11 protein-coding genes and 2 rRNA genes are annotated in these 19,461 nt (G+C 53.9%); 2 read left to right on the top strand and 11 right to left on the bottom strand.

The genetic code is table 11. The annotated features are described in order from the left end of the window. Positions 1–32: 32 nt before the first annotated feature. The 5 genes from rimI to QZ511_RS02410 form a co-directional block, all read right to left on the bottom strand. Complete coding sequence (gene rimI / locus QZ511_RS02430) at positions 33–527, bottom strand: ribosomal protein S18-alanine N-acetyltransferase (protein ID WP_295798415.1); 495 nt, start codon at positions 525–527, stop codon at positions 33–35. Between the two features lie 43 nt (positions 528–570). Beyond that, positions 571–1,368, bottom strand: coding sequence for a hypothetical protein (locus tag QZ511_RS02425; RefSeq protein ID WP_295798412.1), 798 nt, complete (start codon positions 1,366–1,368; stop codon positions 571–573). Positions 1,369–1,394: 26 nt separating this feature from the next. After that, positions 1,395–2,930, bottom strand: a complete 1,536-nt coding sequence (locus QZ511_RS02420) for a 2-isopropylmalate synthase (protein ID WP_295798409.1) — start codon at positions 2,928–2,930, stop codon at positions 1,395–1,397. Between the two features lie 443 nt (positions 2,931–3,373). Further along, complete coding sequence (locus QZ511_RS02415; RefSeq protein WP_295798406.1) at positions 3,374–3,850, bottom strand: MarR family transcriptional regulator; 477 nt, start codon at positions 3,848–3,850, stop codon at positions 3,374–3,376. After that, entirely contained in the window at positions 3,850–4,329 is a 480-nt protein-coding gene (locus QZ511_RS02410; RefSeq protein WP_295798403.1) for a glutathione peroxidase, read from the bottom strand. Before QZ511_RS02410 ends, QZ511_RS02415 begins: the two co-directional genes overlap by 1 nt. 183 nt (positions 4,330–4,512) lie before the next feature. Here QZ511_RS02410 and QZ511_RS02405 point away from each other — a divergent pair, with 183 nt between their 5' ends. After that, entirely contained in the window at positions 4,513–6,441 is a 1,929-nt protein-coding gene (locus QZ511_RS02405) for a cytochrome c/FTR1 family iron permease (RefSeq protein ID WP_295798401.1), read from the top strand. Positions 6,442–6,579: 138 nt separating this feature from the next. On the opposite strand, the gene QZ511_RS02400 is transcribed toward QZ511_RS02405, so the two are convergent. From QZ511_RS02400 to wecB, 4 genes are all read right to left on the bottom strand, one after another. Beyond that, positions 6,580–7,455: a DUF4434 domain-containing protein gene (locus tag QZ511_RS02400; RefSeq protein WP_295798397.1), complete on the bottom strand. Its 876-nt coding sequence runs from the start codon at positions 7,453–7,455 to the stop codon at positions 6,580–6,582. Continuing rightward, positions 7,455–10,622, bottom strand: coding sequence for a tetratricopeptide repeat protein (locus QZ511_RS02395; protein WP_295798395.1), 3,168 nt, complete (start codon positions 10,620–10,622; stop codon positions 7,455–7,457). The genes QZ511_RS02400 and QZ511_RS02395 overlap by 1 nt, the downstream gene beginning before the upstream one ends. Before the next feature lie 70 nt (positions 10,623–10,692). Then, positions 10,693–12,873 carry a glycosyl transferase family protein gene (locus QZ511_RS02390; RefSeq protein WP_295798392.1) on the bottom strand — a complete coding sequence of 727 codons (2,181 nt, stop codon included), beginning with the start codon at positions 12,871–12,873 and terminating at the stop codon, positions 10,693–10,695. Next, complete coding sequence (wecB, locus tag QZ511_RS02385; protein ID WP_295798390.1) at positions 12,866–13,978, bottom strand: non-hydrolyzing UDP-N-acetylglucosamine 2-epimerase; 1,113 nt, start codon at positions 13,976–13,978, stop codon at positions 12,866–12,868. The genes QZ511_RS02390 and wecB overlap by 8 nt, the downstream gene beginning before the upstream one ends. Positions 13,979–14,403: 425 nt before the next feature. On the opposite strand from wecB, the gene QZ511_RS02380 reads away from it, so the two are divergent. Beyond that, on the top strand, positions 14,404–16,362 hold the full coding sequence (locus tag QZ511_RS02380; RefSeq protein ID WP_295798386.1) for a DUF2334 domain-containing protein: 1,959 nt from the start codon (positions 14,404–14,406) through the stop codon (positions 16,360–16,362). A 471-nt stretch (positions 16,363–16,833) separates the two neighbouring features. On the opposite strand, the gene rrf is transcribed toward QZ511_RS02380, so the two are convergent. Continuing rightward, positions 16,834–16,949 (bottom strand): 5S ribosomal RNA (rrf, locus tag QZ511_RS02375). 190 nt (positions 16,950–17,139) lie between these two features. Continuing rightward, positions 17,140–19,461: ribosomal RNA gene (locus QZ511_RS02370) — 23S ribosomal RNA — on the bottom strand; the annotation flags it as partial.

Raw genomic sequence — 19,461 nt, 5'->3', positions numbered from 1 at the left:
AAATTTCCGTAATACAGCGGACGCGGTGGCAACTACAGTACCAGACTCATCAGCAGCGCGTCTTCCCGGCTGCCGTCGGCTTTCGGGTAGTAGTTCTTGCGGCGGCCGTCTTCGGAAAAACCGAGCTTGTGGTACAGGCTGCGGGCCGGGCGGTTTGACGCGCGCACCTCCAGCAGTACGCGGGCGATTTCTTGCGGCAATTGCGCCAGCACCTGTTGCAACAGACTGGCCCCCAGTCCCTGGCGCCGGCAGCTGCTGGCCACGGCAACATCGAGCACTTCCACCTCGTCCAGCAGCTGACTGGTCACACAGCAGGCAAAAATATCCTGCCCCTCAGCGGCGCGCAAAACCCAGCAGGTGTGGCCGGATTTCAGGCTGTCGCGATACTGGCCGGCATTCCAGGGATGGGTGTGTGCTTCGCGGGCGAGGCGCGCCAGTGCATCACAGTCGGCAACGGAGGCACGGGCAAAGTGCAGGTCCGCCAGCGGGGTGGCGGGCAGCGAGCGATGGCTTGAAGGAGCATTCACAGCGGGGCAACTTTCGTGATCAACCGTGGGGAAACGCAGGATATCAGCGCCGCGTGTGTTCCGGGTAGAGTTTGCGCAACAGCTGCCACAGGTCCCGCTTGCGCAGGGGCTCGTTAAGCAGCTCGGAGAGGCTGGGCATGCCCACCACTTTGGCACCCTGCCACTCGCTCACCGGTTCTTCCAGCGGGGCCGGGGCACAGAACTCCCGCGCCTGGCTCCCCATCAGCCAGATGGACTTTACCGGCTTCCTGGCGCAGGCGGCTTCCAGCCAGCTGCTGCAGGTATCGCGGGCATCCTCGGCACCAGCAGCCGCGGCAAAGGGGTTCTCCGCCAGTGGCCACCTGAGCTTGTCCCGCTCTGTCGCCAGCTGGTGCCACCCCAGGGCGCGGGCAATATTGCCAAACAGGGTCTCTACCGGCAGTGCGGTGCCCGGCTCGCGACTGTCGATGGCGAGAAGCTCCCCCCCCAGCCACCAGCAGTTGAGCACAAATGGGCCGACCCGCTCCGCCGGCGGCGCCACGGCAACCGGCTTCGCCGGTTGTGCGGCAATTTTGGTCTCAGCGGTAAGGCTGCCGATGACCCGGCCGACATCCGCCACCGGGGCAGATTCCGCGGACGGCGGAGCGGTCGCCGCCGCGGTCGCCACCGCGGCCGTTGCCGCAGGTTCTGCCGCACCGACTGCCGCCATCAATGCCGCTGCAGCGGGCGGTTCGGCAACCTCTTCCGCCGCTGGCGGCAGCAACGCCTGTACCGGATCCGGGGCGAGCGGCAGGCGGAACCTGGGCATATAACTGGTTACACCCAGTGCCGTAAGATATTCCGTCCGCTGTAGTTCGTTCACTCTAATCCCCAAATCCCAACCAGGACCTAAACGCCCTGCTGTTTGCTACTGTTGCTGGCGAGCAAGTTTAAAGCATCCAGGTAGGCTTTGGCGGATGCAACGAGCACATCGGTATCCGCACCGACCCCATTCACCAACCGGCCTTCCCGCTCCAGGCGCACAGTAACACCGGCCTGGGAGTCGGTACCCTGGGTAACCGCGTTTACGGAATATAGTTTCAGGTCCGTCTTGCTGTCCGCCACGGACTCGATAGCCTTGAAGATGGCATCTACCGGGCCGCTGCCCTCGGCACTGCAGAGGGAGGTTTCACCGTCGATCTGCAGCTGCAATTGCGCGTGCGGGGTGGTACCGCTCTTGCTGAGCACCTCCAGCTCCTGCAGCTGGTAGTGCTCAACCGGATCTGCGGCACCGGAAATCAGCGACTGCAAGTCTTCGTCAAAGATTTCGTGCTTCTTGTCCGCCAGATCCTTGAAGCGCTGGAACAGCACGTTGAACTCCGCCGGGTCGGAGAAATTCACACCCAGCTCTTCGTAGCGCGCTTTTACCGCAGCGCGGCCGGAGTGCTTGCCCAGTACCAGGCGGTTCTGGCCCCAACCCACGTCTTCCGCGCGCATGATCTCGTAAGTTTCGCGGTGCTTGAGCACGCCGTCCTGGTGAATGCCGGACTCGTGGGCGAAGGCATTGGCACCGACGATGGCCTTGTTTGGCTGTACCGGGAAGCCAGTAATGGAAGAAACCAGTCGCGAGGTCGGCACTATGTGGGTGGTGTCGATGCGGGTTTCCACCGGATAGAGATCCTGACGGGTGCGCACAGCCATCACGATTTCTTCCAGTGACGCGTTGCCGGCGCGCTCGCCGAGGCCGTTGATGGTGCACTCCACCTGACGCACACCGTTCATCACCGCGGACAGGGAGTTGGCCACCGCGAGACCGAGGTCGTTGTGGCAGTGGGTGGAAAAGATGGCCATGTCCGAGTTGGGTACATTCTCGATCACCCGCTTGAACATGGCTCCGTATTCACCGGGTTCGCCATAGCCTACGGTATCCGGAATATTGATGGTGCCGGCACCGGCCTTGATCACGGCTTCGATAATCCGGTACATGAAATCCGGCTCCGAGCGGCTGCCGTCTTCCAGCGAGAACTCCACGTCATCGGTAAACTGGCGTGCGGTTTTTACCGCTTCCACCGCCTGGCGCAGCACATCTTCCGGATCCATCTGCAACTTGTACTTCATATGGATCGGAGAGGTGGCGATAAAGGTGTGAATGCGGCCGGAGTTGGCCTTTTTCAGGGCTTCGCCGGCGCGGATGATATCCGGCCCGACGGCGCGGGCAAGGCTGCACACGGTGGAGTCCTTGACGATCTCCGCCACCGCCTGCACCGCCTCGAAATCCCCCTGGCTGGCAATGGCAAAGCCTGCCTCGATCACGTCCACCCTCATGCGCTCGAGCATGGTGGCGATTCGGATCTTTTCCTCTTTGGTCATGGAGGCGCCGGGGCTCTGCTCACCGTCGCGCAGAGTGGTATCAAAAATGACTAATTTATCTTTTTTAGTGTTCATCAGGGCTCTTCTCCTAAGCTGGCCCGAGGCTAAACAGCGGTTAAGCCGCTGTCTACGCGCTGCTCAAATTTAGTGCGGAATTCTGTCGTGAGGTACGGGAATAAAATTATATGCCGCAAGGCGGCAGTCGTAGCGGGAGCGCTAGCAGGCGAGCAGATAGGCAGGCTGGGTGGGCGCTGTTGCGCGCTGACATGGCCGGGGGAAAAATAGAAAGGGATCCGGAAGAGACCGGGCACCGGACTTGCACTATCGGGATAGTGACGGACATGGCTGTTGCTTCTATCTGGTTAGTAGGGATTTGCCTGTGATCGGTCGCAGTGACCGCAGGGCCGACTATACGTTTTCCAGTCAGGCAAAATCAACATTCATCCTATTTTGCCATGCAAAAATGCACGATTAAGCAAAAATAAAAGTGCATTAGCGAACAAGCAAAAACAAACATCCTAAATTTTCCCATCCGGCTGCAGTTCATCCAACAGCAGCCACAACTCCCTGTGTAATGCAGACAAACGCTCCGCGGGAACTGCCAGCTCGCCCAGCGCCCGGTCCCTCCAGGCCTGGGCCTTTGGCCGCAGTGCAAGCCCCCCTTCCGTGAGCCCGACCAGGGTCACCCTCTCATCCGACTCCCAGCGGCGACGAGAGACCAGCCCCTGCTTTTCCATGCGTTTGAGCAGCGGCGTCAGGGTACCCGAGTCCAGCATCAGGCGTGCGCCCAGTGCGCTTACCGTCCACTCACTGACCGGCCTGCCGTCCTGGTCCCACTGCCATAGCAACAGCAGAACCAGGTACTGGGGATAGGTAATGCCCAGCTCCCGCAACATTGGCTGGTATGCGCGGATCATTGCCCGCGAGCAGGCATAGAGGGCAAAGCAGAGCTGGCGGTCCAGCGCCAGATCCGACCTGGAGGTATCCTCTTCCATCAGAGCAGCTGCTCAATATCCGCAGCAAGCTCTTCCGGCTTGTCTTTGGGCGCGTAACGATTCACCACCTCACCGTCGCGATTGACGAGAAACTTGGTGAAATTCCATTTGATCCCCTGGGTACCGAGAATCCCGGGTGCCTGCTTTTTTAAATAGGAAAAGAGCGGGTGCGCACCGTCACCGTTAACTTCCAGCTTTGCGTACACCGGGAAGCTGACCCCGTAGTTCAACTCGCAAAACTGCTGGATCTCGCTGTCACTGCCCGGCTCCTGCTTTCCGAACTGGTTGCAGGGGAACCCGAGAACTACCAGCCCGCGGTCCTTGTACTGCTGGAACAACTCCTCCAGCCCCTTGTACTGGGGGGTAAATCCGCACTTGCTGGCCGTATTCACGATCAGCAGCACCTTCCCCTTGTACTGATCCAGGGTCGCTTCGCTGCCTTCACTGGTTTTCACCGGTATCTGGAATAAATCCGCCATAAAAGCCTCCTCAGGGTTAGAGTGCCCACAATTATATTGCACACAACCTAAATAGCAAGAACCCCCCGTTCCTCCTGCTTACCCCGCTAAATTCCTCTTATCTGGCCTGCAGGGCTTTATTGTGAGAATCATTATCAATAATATTACGCAACTTGATAACTTAAGCCCTATGGACAGCTTTTCATGCGTTACGTTTTCCAGATTCTGTCGACACTACTGCTTGCCGGCAGCCTGATTGCCAATACTGTGGCCGCGCCCGCAGACCCGCTGGAGCTTCGCCAGCTGATGCAAATGGCGGAATACATTGGCGTCGACTACTCCGAAGCCGTGGTCGACGGCAAAATCGTCAACAACGACGAATACGCCGAAATGCAGGAGTTTTCACAGTTACTGCTAGACCGCGGCAGGGCACTCCCGGCGTCTGGAAAATCCGCAGCCATCGAGCGTCAGACGAAGGCGCTGAAACTGGCAATTGACAACAAGGCGGGGCTCGCTGAGGTGCAAAAGCACACCGCTGCGCTGCGCCAAAGCCTGTTGGAAATCTCCCCCCAGCTTTCCCTGCCTTCCAAGTTATTGCCAACGGAAGAAACCGCGGCCATTTACCAGCAGCAGTGCGTGAGCTGCCACGGGGTCGAAGGCAAGGGCGACGGTGCGCTCGCCGCACAGCTGGAACCACCTCCCACGGACTTTCACGACCGCGAGCGAGCAGACAACCGTTCGCTGCTCGGACTGTACGACGCCATCAGCAGCGGCATCGACGGCACGGGCATGACCGCCTTCAAGGCGCTGGATGATCAGCAGCGCTGGTCCCTGGCTTTTTATGTGGGTGGCAAAGCGTTTGCCGGAGCTGACGCACCCCAAGGCACCGGAGCGATCACCCTCAACGACCTGGTCCAGTACAGCCCTAACGTACTGAAAAGCAATAAAGCCGAAATCCGCGACGAGCAAATCGCGGCCCTGCGGGCGAATCCTGCCTCCCTGTTCACGGCAAGCAAAGGCGGCGCCTCCTCCATTGATGTTGCCCGCAGCCAACTAGAGGCAGCACAGGCTGCCTACAACGCAGGCGATTACAGTGATGCGCGCACCCTGGCCATCAGCGCTTACCTGGACGGTTTCGAGCTGGCGGAAAGCAGCCTCAACTCTCACGACAGTGCGCTGAGACTGTCCATTGAACGCGACCTGCTGGCCCTGCGCGGCCAACTCAACGCAGACAGTGACCCTGCTGAGGTCACCAGCAATTTCCAGGCAATATTTGACCGCCTGGACCAGGCCAAAGAACTGATTGAAGGCGGCAGTCTTTCCAGCGGCGCGCTGTTTCTCGCCAGCCTGATCATCCTCCTCCGTGAAGGCCTGGAAGCACTGCTGGTTGTCATTGCGCTCTCCACGGTGTTGATCAAGACCGAGCGCCGGGATGCCATCAAATATGTGCACTTCGGCTGGATTGCGGCGTTTGCCGCTGGCTTCGCCACCTGGCTGGCAGCCCAGAACCTGGTCACCATCAGTGGCGCCAGCCGTGAAATCATGGAAGGCGTCGCCGCAGCCGTGGCCGCAGCCGTGCTCTTTTATGTGGGCTTCTGGATGCACAGCAAAACCCAGGCCCACGAGTGGCAGCGCTATATTCACGACAACATCAACAAGCATCTGGGCGCCGGAACCCTGTGGGGGATCGCCGGTCTGTCGTTTATCGCGGTATACCGCGAAATCTTCGAGACCATCCTGTTCTACCAAGCGCTGTTGAGCCAGACCACCGCGGGACAGGAATCCTCTCTGTGGGGCGGCCTGCTCACCGGTGTGGCGCTATTGGTGGTGTTCGGCTGGCTGATGGTGCGTTTCTCGAAGCGCCTGCCGATCGGCAAGTTCTTCTCTGCCACGACCTTCATCCTGCTGGCGCTGTCCTTCATCCTTGCCGGCAAGGCCATTGCTGCACTGCAGGAAGCGGCGTTAATCAGTATGACGTCACTGCCGGTAGACTTTAGCTTCGACTGGCTGGGTATCTACTCAACCTGGGAAGGCATTAGCGTCCAGACAATAATCCTGATCGTGTCGCTCTATCTCCTGCTGAAGGAGCGGCACACTGGAGGCCAGGCAGCCCCCTCAAAGACTGCTGGTTAATTGCCGATAGACGCAAAATACCCCGCAATGCGGGGTATTTTTTTGCCTTCTGAGTAACACCCCATCACCGCGGAAACATTAACAGTATCGCTCCCCTTGTCTCACCCAACCTTAAAGGACACGTCGAACCAGTACAGACTAACTCTTGCACGAACCACAAAGTCTGCCCCTCGCGAACGGCATGTATCTCAGTGAAAAATAGCCAACCCGCTGAAAACCAAGTCCGCGATAGTTTTTTTCGAGAAGCCGGACCTCCTCCTGGTCACGGGGCTGCGCCACAAACTTCTCTTCGTCATTGCGCTGCTGGAAAGCCTCAACAATCACCCCGCTATTCACTTTATCGATAGCATCAAGGTAGAACGTCCGCTGCCCGTCGGTTAAAACTCCTGTACCGCTTCCGTCCTGAATCCAGATATCGTATTTCAAACCCCGCAACCAGTCCGCGTAGTTGGCCGGAGACTGCCACCCCGTAAAAAAGCTTGTTGTCGACCAGGGTTTGGACGTGCGTTCTGCAAGTGCCGCGTCCCATTTCCCCAATTGGTCGCGGAGCAAATTTTGACGTTTAACGGAAAACCAGTATCGGTCATCAAACTCTGCCGGCAGATACCAACCAGAAATTTTTTTCTGCACAGGCCTAGCTGCCAACTGCTCAAGTATCCGCAAATTCTTCACCAGGTAACTGTTGAGATATGCGCCGACTTCAAAATCCGTCCCCGTTATACGGGTAAAGAAATCCGGATCAGAATACAGGCCCATCACCACACTCAACCCCTGGTCATGGGCTATACCTACAACCTGCTCAAGCCATCCACCAGCACCCCCGAAATCCGCATCTCCGTAACGACTCCACTGCACGACAATACTGGTAAAGCCAGCGTCTCTCGCCTCCGCAAAGATTTCCTGCCATTCATTTCCCCCGAGAACCCCATCGGTATTGTGGGGCTGATAGAAAATCGTATTGGCTGTAGCAAAAACCGGCAGCAGACAAACCAGAAAGGCCATTAAAGCTTTCATCAGAGCCTGGCCTCCAGCTTCAAGAACACCCCGTCACCGTCGAAATAATTGGAGTCGATATACCTCTGGTACTCAAACTTCAGAGAGTAGCTTTGCCGATAGGCGTCGTAATCATTTTTCCCGGACCAAAAATTAAACGCAAAGCCAACACCAGCACTGACACAGGAAACAGGCTCTTCAGATATTTCGCCAGCCAGGGAATTACGCAAATAATCTGCCTGCAAGAAGCCGTACGGTTGAACTGTCGAAGGTGCCTTCAAGAAGGTCTTAAACTGTGGACCCGCGGAATAACGCGCGAACAGTGAATAATCTTTCGCTTCGACCCAATAAGCGCCATCCAGATAAAACTGCTGGACGAACCAGCGATCCACGCTCACATGCCAGTCATTTTGAGCGGAAAACGCGCTAAGCAGGTCAGTTGATGCCCTCAACATCACGTCTGTGCCGGATCGCCCCTGTGCGAACGACCTGTGGTTTAGCTCCGCCATCGCACTGACATCCAAACCCAGATCCGGCTTCCAGTGGACACCTACGCCGGAGGTGTGAGACAGCCCCGAAAACCGATGATCCGTTGACTCAGACACAATCGCGCGCCCGTATACGGATAACGCTCCCCACCCAGTCGAGGCGCCATCCACCAGCCGATAGTCGTAATCAAGTTGGACACCCCGGCTATTAAAGGCACTACCATAAACTAACTGATCACTGCCGCCCCCTCCTCCACCAGCGCCACTCCAACCGCCCACATAGAAACGATGGCGCCTTGTGAGCCTTTCATGCATACGCTGGAATGCATATATTTTATCGTTGACCGCTTCCGATGAAGTGCCAACAGGTGGAAGATCGGGATCCAGTTGATCGAGTAATTGCTGAATCTGAGCCGTTGCCTCAGGGGACCTACCCTCTGCCGCTGAAAGATAGATATATTGCTCGCGGAGCGCACTGTATTCAGGAACCGCTCGTAATGCTTCAAGTAACCGCGTAGCAGACTCTTCCCGATCCATATCACCCGAATTAAATGCCAAATGTGCCTGTGTCTCTGCCGTCACATCTGCGCGCCCAGCCAGCTGCGACTCATCGGCCTCGGCAAGCTCGATATTGCCTTGCTCGCGCAATAACATGGCGCGAGAATACAAGTACTCGGGATTCAATTCAGCTGAAGCCGCAATTGCCTGATTGAGCCGCTGCGCCGAAAGCGCCAGCTCACCCCGTAATCTGGCGATCATGGATCCGGTAAACCACCACTGCTCGGTCTTTATATCGGCCTGTCGCCACCACCGTTCAGCAAGCACGGCATCTTCCGCGGCAAGCGCAGATATCGCAGCGGCAAACGCCTGGTCATCAGACAAGCCACCACGCTCTAGCTCCAGCCACGTATCCCGCGCAGCACGATAGTCGCCTCCATAGTGATAGTTGTATGCTTGATAGATCGCTATCCCCTCCACGCCGCGAGAAGCAGCCACCGCATAGTAATATGCTGCCAGGCCAGGGGCTGATACCTCGTAGCATCGCGCGAGTATTACGAAGTGCCTGCTGGCATGAAGAGTAGGCGCAAGTTCGGTGAGTTCCTGGCACGCAGCCGAATTTCGCCAGAGATCTCCAAACTTGATCGCAAACCCCATACTGAAAGGAGCATCGACCATTTCCTGCAAGACAATCTTCTGCTTAGCTGGCGGAAGAAGATGAAGTAACGAGAGCAACCGTTCATTCAGCAGCTCCGGATTTTGCGTCTGGTCAAAAGGAAAGTTTCGCTCCAAAAGATCCGCCGCGGCATTGTCCTTTTCGCCGAGCATATATAGGTAAGAAGCCTGATCCAGTATTCTGTCACGGGAAATGTCACCTGAGGATTTCTCGTCACGGAATACTTCAGCACGAGAACCAGGGTCGATAGAGTTAGCCAGCACTTCTTCATAAGACTTTGCCGCCTCTAAATAACGTTGTTCCTGTTCGAGCGCGCCGGCGAGCGCCAGTTTCAGATCTGGAACGAGTATTTGATCTTTGCGTGACTCGAGCAGGTGGATGATTTTCGCATGGCGATGGGAGCCAATATAAATATCCACCAAGGCCCTCAACCTTACTATTTCCAGCTTCCCGTTAAAGGATGTTTTCCGCAAGGCATCTTCGTCTCTCAGGTTTATCGCGGCATTCAGCCAATCAGCGGCACGATTTTCTTGTGCACAACTTTCCAATTCTTCTTTAGCCCGTCCTTTTTGGGCCAGCTCTAGCGCCAAATCAATCAAAAACATGCAGCCGCGCTCACCACCCTCTTTGAGCAGCTCGCGCGCCGCGTGGAAGTCTCCCGACGTAACCAAGAGGCGGGCATACTGCTCCTCCTCGGACTTTGTCAGTCGGTCTATTTTTGACAAGCGCTTAAATTGACGCCTGGCGAAATCATCCTCCCCCATCGTAACCGCCCGCATAATACTGGCGCGGCGCAGCGCTAATTCGCCACTCACATCTAAAAATTGGTTGGACGCGAGAAACGCTTCCAGGGTACGGAACCTGCGCATGTTGAGCAGCGCAAAACCGTAACGCAGTGATTCGCTGTCGCGCAAGGGCCGAGAATGCCCGATTTCTTCCACATCGGATACAATACGCTGCCATCGATTCGCCTGCTCATCATATGCAGTTTTCAGTGACAGCAACTCAACCCGGTCCTCGCCAATAGCGTATTCCAGAGCCCCTTCCAGAAACGCCAGTGCTAACTCCGGCCCGCCAGACTTGAACAACCTGTGAGCCACGCCTTCCAGAACCCCCCTGCACCTTCCGGGCATGCATGCGCTCACCATGGTCGAAATATCACCGGCATCTAGCGGATCGAAAGTCTCCAGCAACAGAAATAGAAATTTATCTCTCGCAGGATCCGAGCGGGACATGACTGGCTCGAGCACTTCGAGCGCACCGCCATAGTTCCCCCTTCTCATAAGAACATGAGCTAGGTTTGCGCGTATTTCCTGGCTGGTGGGTTGCAGTTCCAGAGCGCGCCGGTAGCTCTGCTCCGCAAGAATAAGGTTTCCTTCCTGCTCGGCCCGGAATCCTCTATCAAGGTAGGGAAATAAAACGTATCGCTGATATTCGGATTGCTGACGTTGAACCACGTCGGGTGACAGGTCCTCTGCTTGCACCCCGCAACAAAACCCAAAAACTACGAACAACATCCATTTCATTCAATCCACCGAAATCCATCCTTAGTTATGCGCGATCCCATTTATCTTTGGCTACTCGATATCTGTATAGTCATACTTCCCGCACCATAGCTTCGAGCTCCTCAATATCGGAACGAATACGCAACCCGCGCAGCATATTGATCTCTCTCTCACAGAGGGAGAGGTCGCTTTCAGTAATAATCCCCTTTTCCACAAGCAACCTGCCCAACGAACAGTCATCTTTGCCCAATTCGAGGCAGACCTGTGATAAAACCGCAGGATGTACTTTTTTCGTTCGCACAAGAAAATCTTTTAGCAGAACCCGATTGAAACACTCGTTCCATTCGGGAATTTCCGTGAAAAATGATTCTTCGGAACCGACTTTCGACGCTTCCTCGGTATTCCAGAGATCAATTGCCATCGCGACAAATCCTGGCGGCGCCACGACACACTGAACCTGAAGTCCCGTAGCTCTCGAGATAGCAGCTTTGGCGATTGGGGAAACTCTTTCTTCCGAGGCGATCATCAGAATTCCGTCGTTAAGTCCGACGGGAATAACGCTGTATTTCATCGCCAGATGAAGCCCGAGCACGTCAGTTATCTTTCGATCTATGTGCCACAAACTTTTCGTCAAAACTCCCAAACCGGAAACTTCTGCCTTCAAGGTCGCCACATCTTCTCCAGAAACCCGACCTGTATAAATAAGGTATTGATAGACATCAAAACCTTCGGGACAGTGCTGCTGCCATGACGTGAGCCAGTCTTCAGTAAAGTTTTCGAATTCCTTGACCACATCAAGATCTTCAATCCGGGTACTTTTTACTTCCGGGAAGTGATGTGTCGTTTTATCCCAGGGAACAGCAGATACCGAGTTTGCTGACAACACTTGCCTTATTGCTCTAATACAAGCCCAAAAATTAATTACATTACCCCAAACCATTCTCGGCAACGACAGCAATCCCTCCAATAGACCGTAATACCTTGAAACAAAATACATTCGATGGAAAATACGACTAACAAGAAAGGTCATGTTGCAGAAGATCAAAAATCGTACGACACTATCTTCAGAAAAGTCCGCAAGAAACCGGTAGCCGTTCGGCACGAAATACTCATACAGGAATAGGAAGGAAAGATTTAGAACAACCAGTATCGCGGAGAAACCGAGCAGATTGGTTATACCACCTCGTCGATCGCGCCATAGGAAATAATTCATTCGAAAAGATTTGGTCCAGCCCAAGGATTTGTACCCCTGAAATACGATACCGACAATCCATCGTGTTTTTTGTCTAACGGCGGTCTTCAAGGTGTCCGGGAAAAACTCACGAACACAGATCACACTTTGATCCTGAGTATTCGACCCAAACTTTTTTTCCCTTTTTGTTTCCTCAGTTAGCACTTCGCTGCGGACAAAGATCTCCTTGATACCCAGAAGCTTCAATCGAAAACCGATGTCATAATCCTCCGTGAGGCTATGAGTATTAAATGTTTCTCCCTCATTGAGCTTGCGAAGAGTTAATATCGCATCACGACTGAAACAGGTCCCGACACCGGCACTCGGAACCTGGCCAGAAATCCAGCCCCTGACAACCACATCCTTTCCATGTAGTTCCGAGAATTCGTCCGCATAATGTCCTGCCGTGAATTTATGCCACTCACGCCCAAACGGGTATACGGGGATCTGGATAAAACCGTGGGTGTCCAGCATGTAGTTGTACATCAACAGTTCGTAGCTACTCACTACATCTTCCGCATCATGCAAGATATAGCCCTGAAACTGGATTTTTGCGGCCGACTCAAACTGCCCGATAGCAATCAGTATATTGTTGAGGCAGTCGGCTTTAGATGTGGGTCCCGGCCTGGCACATACAACCTTATGTATGTTCGGATAAAGCTTGCAGACATCATCAACCTCGCCTTGGGTCTCCAAGTCGTTCGGATAGGTTCCCACAAAGATCTGATAATTTTCATAATCCAGGGTTTCGACCAGTAATTTGGCCATCGGCGCCACGACACCAATCTCGCGCCATGCGGGAACCATGATCGCAATCGGTTTCTCCGTCTTCCGATACAGGCTTTCTTTATTGTTGGGTACAATCGTCGGTCGACTTTCATTGCTATATTTCGAAAGTCGTGTCTTGATTTTCAGCAGCCAGTAAGAGGCATCTACGAAAATGTCATCAAGGCCAAAGAACAGCATGCAGAATGCGAGTCCGATGAAAACCCACTTCAAGCTGTAGAAATAGGTCGCAACGAGCACCACCAGATCAGGCATTCGCTGCCTCCTTTGGATGCTCCTGCTGTGGCTCAACCAGCGCGAGGAAGGTCTTTATATCCTCCCAAATCCGGGTGGCAGCTTGTCCGTCTCCAAACGGGTTTTCCATGCTCCTGAGGGGCTGTGCCAACCAATAACGGACCTGTTCCTCAATAACACTTGCATCCGTGCCAGCCAAAACCGCCTGACCACTTTCTATAGCCTCGGGGCGCTCCGTGGTCTGCCGCAGTACCACACAGGGAACGTTGAATCCTGGAGCCTCTTCCTGAATCCCCCCAGAATCAGTAATTGCCAACACAGCTTGTGACAGGCAACGCTGCAACTCGAGATAGCCCAGCGGACGACTGAGCACAACATTCGGAATGTCCGCCAGAGTGTCTAGAACAACCGATGACACCGCGGGGTTGGGATGAACGGGCAGTACGAACTCTAGTGCCGGGTATTCATACGCCAACCCCCGAATCACTTCGCAAAGGAGCTGAATCTTCGGCCAGTTCTCCCTGCGGTGCATTGTGACCAGCACCTTGTTTCGTCTTTGGTCACATAGCGCCATCTGTCGTGCAATCAGCTTCTGCGCATCAACGACGGTATTCCCGGTAATCGTAATTGTATGTCTGCATGCGCCTTCTCTCAGCAAGTTAGCGGCAGCTCGAGGGGTAGGTGCATAGTGACGACTTGCCAACATGCCAACAATTCTTCGGTTGCTTTCTTCTGGATATGGATTTTCGAGATCACCAGAGCGCAATCCGGCTTCTACATGAGCGATAGGGATGCGGCGATAAAATGCCGCGAGCGCTGCCGCGAGAGTGGAGCTGGTATCACCGTGCACTAGCACCAGGTGCGGCTGGCGCCAGTCCAGAATATTATCAATTGACTGAACCAGCCCTCCCAGTAAGTCACTAAGCCCCTCACCCGGCGGGCGGTCCAGTATTACGTCAGGCTTGATATCAAACTGAGCAAACATTTCCCGGGCAACTTTGCCATGTTGACCGGTGTGACACCAGAGCAAGTTGATGCAGGGTTTTTGCTCCGTAAGTTTTAGGTACACAGGCGCCATTTTAATTATTTCGGGCCGGGTTCCGGTAATGAAAAGAATGGTTTTCAAAGCAGACCTCTTTACTGATCTCCGGAATAAAGAAACCTGTGACTTCGCATCGACTGCGAACGACAGTGCTTCCAACTTCCCTGTCGGAGATGGCATTGATTTACAGCGGCGGCGTATCTATCTCACCCGCCCTCACATACGCGAGACTCATCACATCGCTTTCGTGATTCTAGTCACACCGCGTCGGCCTGCCATGGAGCGGGAATAAATAATTTCGCCCAAGTCGACAAGGCAAATATCATTTAAATTAACGCCAATTTTCCCTCATTCTTTCCCAAACCCTCCTGACCTTCTGGTTGATCTGCTAAACATCAATAATTCCAAGCAGATCACAAAGTTGGCACGTCTATATCTTTTTGATTTGCCAATTTTCATGACTGAACTGCGTTGCTAAGACTCTACGACGCTCGTAACAGGTACTTTGTATGTGGCACAGCTTTTTAACCGACATCAAAAATTTAAATTTGATGACGGTCTTAGTACTTTTTTTCGGCCTAAGCAGTGCACATGCACAGGTTTTCCAGCCGGATGGTAACCACCGTAAACTCACACCAACGCCAGGTACGGCGGTGAGGGCTGGTACTCCGGATAGAAATCAAGATGCATGCAATGACAGGGAAAAAACTGACCCCTGCAGAAGGAAGAAAGAAAAACTTAAAATCGAAGCCAGACAGCTATTCAGGCAGTTTCGAGATAATCCAAAGTCGAAGTTACATCAGGCGGCACAGGAAAAATCCAGTTTAACCGACCTGCTGCTGGCTCAAAGTGAAGGCGGGAGCGGGGAGGCATCACTGCTGGCCAGTCTGGGAATCGGCGCGCCCTCTCGGTCAATCCTCGTGCTGTATGATGCCCCCGCAGGAGTGCCCTATGCCAAGCTCGGGTATACCTACGCCATTATGCTGTCGAATGTGCTCGGCCACTTTAACGCGGACATCACGCTGATGGATGTGTCCAGCTATGCCGCAGGCGAACTGGATAATCATGATGCATCTTTTTACCTGGGAAGCTATTTCGACAATCCCCTGCCACAGGCATTTCTAGTCGATGCCAGTAACACCACCAAGCCCCTAGTCTGGTTTAGGTATAACATCTGGCAGCTTGCGTGGAACAGCGCTTACAGCTTTTCACAAGTCTTCGGCTTGAGCTTTTACGGCTTGAGAGGGCTCGACAGCCAGCCCAGCGAGAACAATCCATCTCCGGGCTTCTTCGACACGGTGTCCTATAAAGATCGATCGCTTATCAAATACTATGATTACAATGTGGAGTCTGGCGTCATCAACTCGGACCCGGATGTCGGTTGGATGGGTATCACTGACTCCACCAAGTCTGAGACTGTCGTCAACATAAGCAATAGCGTAACCGGAGAGTCAATCCCATATATTTCTCGCTCAGGTAATTTCTGGTATTTCGCTGACCTGCCGCTCTCTTACATCGGACCACGTGACCGTTATCTGGTGCTGTGTGATATTTTGCACGACGTACTGGAAATTGATCATCCCCCCTCCAGGTACTCTATGCTGCGTATCGAGGATGTCGCCGCGCTCGTCAACTTCAGAAATATACGACGCTTATCTGACTTCCTGAGTGATCGAGGAATCCCATTTACAATCACTGCGGTCCCATTCTATCGCGATCCGGCCGGCGTATTTAACCAGGGCATTGCTCAGGAAATTTACATGGCGGATTCGGAGGCCATGCTCAGCTCTCTGAATTATGCCGTAGAGCGAGGAGCCAAAATCTCCCTGCACGGCTACACCCATCAGTACAGGGAGGAACCCAACCCTTATAGCGGTGTCACCGGGGATGACTTCGAGTTCTGGCATATTCCCAATAATGCGCCCGTGAGTGAAGACTCGGAGGCATGGGCAACGCAGAGGATGCTGTCTGGTTACTATGAGCTACTTGAGAACGGCTTTATGCCATATACCTGGACTACGCCGCATTACCAGGCTTCTCCCAACGCTTATCGCGCTTTTGGTACCTTATTTGAAAGCCGCTACGAACGTTCGCTTTACTACACGTCCACTTCACCAGAATTAAACAGGGACACCAACGACCCGGCACGCGATTTCGCTGCGGGGCAGTTCTTTCCATACCCGATCTCTCGGGACTTCTACGGAGCGAAAATCTACCCTGAAAATTTGGGAAATATTGAATACGACATCCGGGAAATTGACCCCGCTTCCTTTATTGATTATTCATGGGAAGAGGTATACCTGAATGCGGTCTACGCCGGTGTGATCCGCGACGGAGTGGCCTCTTTCTTCTTCCATCCGTTCTGGCTGGAAAGATCTCTGGGGGTCCACGGCTTCTCTGACTTCCGTAACCTAGTCAACGGTATATCCGATCTCGGCTATGAATGGGTCACACCGGATGAAATATAGGCATGAACGTGGAATAGGGCCGGGAATTAATTTCCGGTATCCAGTTCTCTCCCCAGCAGTTACAGGATTTTAGCAAGCGTTCAAAAACCGCCGATCAATCATTCAGTGACATGCCGTGGTGATACCCGGCACCGCGCCCATGGTGCATAAGTTTGCAGAGATAACGACCTTTGATCTCGCAAAATCACGAAGCGATCTGATTTTTCGGTTTTTTCCGGGTTATGCACAGGCTCGTTACTCACAGAATCACTGGATAGAGCTGGGGATAACTACGGGATATTGGCGCTGAGTGGCACCACTACTGGGTTTGCCAGTGCGTTTAAAAAACCGTCGGTGCGGCGCAAGTCAGGTTTTGAGGATAGCGTTACAAAAAAGGCCGCCCAATCGGGCGGCCTTTTTATTTTTTTATGTTTCCGTAAACCGAAAAGAAGAAAGGCCGTACAGTTTCCTGTACGGCCTTTCGGATTTGATGCCTGACGATGACCTACTCTCACATGGGGAAACCCCACACTACCATCGGCGATGTTGCGTTTCACTTCTGAGTTCGGCATGGGATCAGGTGGTTCCACAACTCTATTGTCGTCAGGCAAACTGGCTTGGGTTGGATGGTCTTACAAGCATCTGGCTTGGCCTTCCTGTTATCGCTGTTTGCCTCGGCCATATTGCTGACCGGCGATAACCCCAAATAAGTCGGTAAAACAATCTGTAGTAATACACCGCAAGTTGCGCGTCTCTCGTTTGGACACAATCCAAATCGTTAGTAACCATCTCTGTTGTATGGTCAAGCCGCACGGGCAATTAGTACTGGTTAGCTCAACGCCTCACAACGCTTCCACACCCAGCCTATCAACGTGGTAGTCTTCCACGGCCCTTCAGGACTCTCAAGGAGTCAGGGAGATCTCATCTTGAAGGAGGCTTCCCGCTTAGATGCTTTCAGCGGTTATCCCGTCCGAACATAGCTACCGGGCAATGCCACTGGCGTGACAACCCGAACACCAGAGGTTCGTTCACTCCGGTCCTCTCGTACTAGGAGCAACTCTTCTCAAATCTCCAACGCCCACGGCAGATAGGGACCGAACTGTCTCACGACGTTCTAAACCCAGCTCGCGTACCACTTTAAATGGCGAACAGCCATACCCTTGGGACCGGCTTCAGCCCCAGGATGTGATGAGCCGACATCGAGGTGCCAAACACCGCCGTCGATGTGAACTCTTGGGCGGTATCAGCCTGTTATCCCCGGAGTACCTTTTATCCGTTGAGCGATGGCCCTTCCATACAGAACCACCGGATCACTATGACCTACTTTCGTACCTGCTCGTCATGTCTGACTCGCAGTCAAGCGCACTTATACCATTATGCTCATTGCATGATTTCCGACCATGCTGAGTGCACCTTCGTACTCCTCCGTTACTCTTTGGGAGGAGACCGCCCCAGTCAAACTACCCACCATACACTGTCCTCGATCCGGATTACGGACCAGAGTTAGAACCTCAAACATACCAGGGTGGTATTTCAAGGATGGCTCCACAATGACTGGCGTCACTGCTTCAAAGCCTCCCACCTATCCTACACAAGTAGGCTCAAAGTTCAGTGCAAAGCTGTAGTAAAGGTTCACGGGGTCTTTCCGTCTAGCCGCGGGTACACTGCATCTTAACAGCGATTTCAATTTCACTGAGTCTCTGGTGGAGACAGCGTGGCCATCGTTACGCCATTCGTGCAGGTCGGAACTTACCCGACAAGGAATTTCGCTACCTTAGGACCGTTATAGTTACGGCCGCCGTTTACCGGGGCTTCGATCAAGAGCTTCGCCGAAGCTAACCCCATCAATTAACCTTCCGGCACCGGGCAGGCGTCACACCCTATACGTCCACTTACGTGTTTGCAGAGTGCTATGTTTTTAATAAACAGTCGCAGCCACCTGGTCACTTCGACCGGCCTCAGCTTAGGGAGCAAGTCCCATCACCAAAACCGGCGTACCTTCTCCCGAAGTTACGGTACCATTTTGCCTAGTTCCTTCACCAGAGTTCTCTCAAGCGCCTTGGTATTCTCTACCTGACCACCTGTGTCGGTTTAGAGTACGGTTCGCAATTGCCTGAAGCTTAGAAGTTTTTCCTGGAAGCAGGGCATCAACCACTTCACCTACAAAGTAGGCTTCGTCATCAGCTCTCAGCCTTAGGGACCCGGATTTGCCTAAGTCCCCAGCCTACTACCTTAAACATGGACAACCAATCGCCATGCTGGCCTAGCCTTCTCCGTCACTCCATCGCAGCAATTGCAAGTACAGGAATATTAACCTGTTTCCCATCGACTACGGCTTTCGCCCTCGCCTTAGGGGCCGACTAACCCTGTCCCGATTAGCGTTGGACAGGAACCCTTGGTCTTCCGGCGGGGAGGTTTTTCACCCCCCTTGTCGTTACTCATGTCAGCATTCGCACTTGTGATACCTCCAGCAAACCTCACAGTTCACCTTCAGCGGCTTACACAACGCTCCTCTACCATGCTCATAAGAGCATCCGCAGCTTCGGTTATCAGTTTGAGCCCCGGTATATCTTCCGCGCGGGCCGACTCGACTAGTGAGCTATTACGCTTTCTTTAAAGGATGGCTGCTTCTAAGCCAACCTCCTAGCTGTCTGGGCCTTCCCACATCGTTTCCCACTTAACTGATATTTGGGACCTTAGCTGGCGGTCTGGGTTGTTTCCCTTTTCACGACGGACGTTAGCACCCGCCGTGTGTCTCCCGCGATTGCACTCCACGGTATTCGGAGTTTGCATGGGGTTGGTAAGTCGGGATGACCCCCTAGCCCAAACAGTGCTCTACCCCCGTGGGTGAGACGCGAGGCGCTACCTAAATAGCTTTCGAGGAGAACCAGCTATCTCCCGGCTTGATTAGCCTTTCACTCCGATCCACAGGTCATCCCCTAATTTTTCAACATTAGTGGGTTCGGTCCTCCAATTGATGTTACTCAATCTTCAACCTGCCCATGGATAGATCGCCGGGTTTCGGGTCTATTGCCTGCAACTGAACGCCCTATTAAGACTCGATTTCTCTACGGCTCCCCTATGCGGTTAACCTTGCTACAGACAATAAGTCGCTGACCC

This window comes from uncultured Microbulbifer sp., assembly GCF_913055755.1.
In the GTDB taxonomy this organism is placed as follows: domain Bacteria; phylum Pseudomonadota; class Gammaproteobacteria; order Pseudomonadales; family Cellvibrionaceae; genus Microbulbifer.
This window is presented reverse-complemented; position numbering and strand designations above follow the sequence as displayed.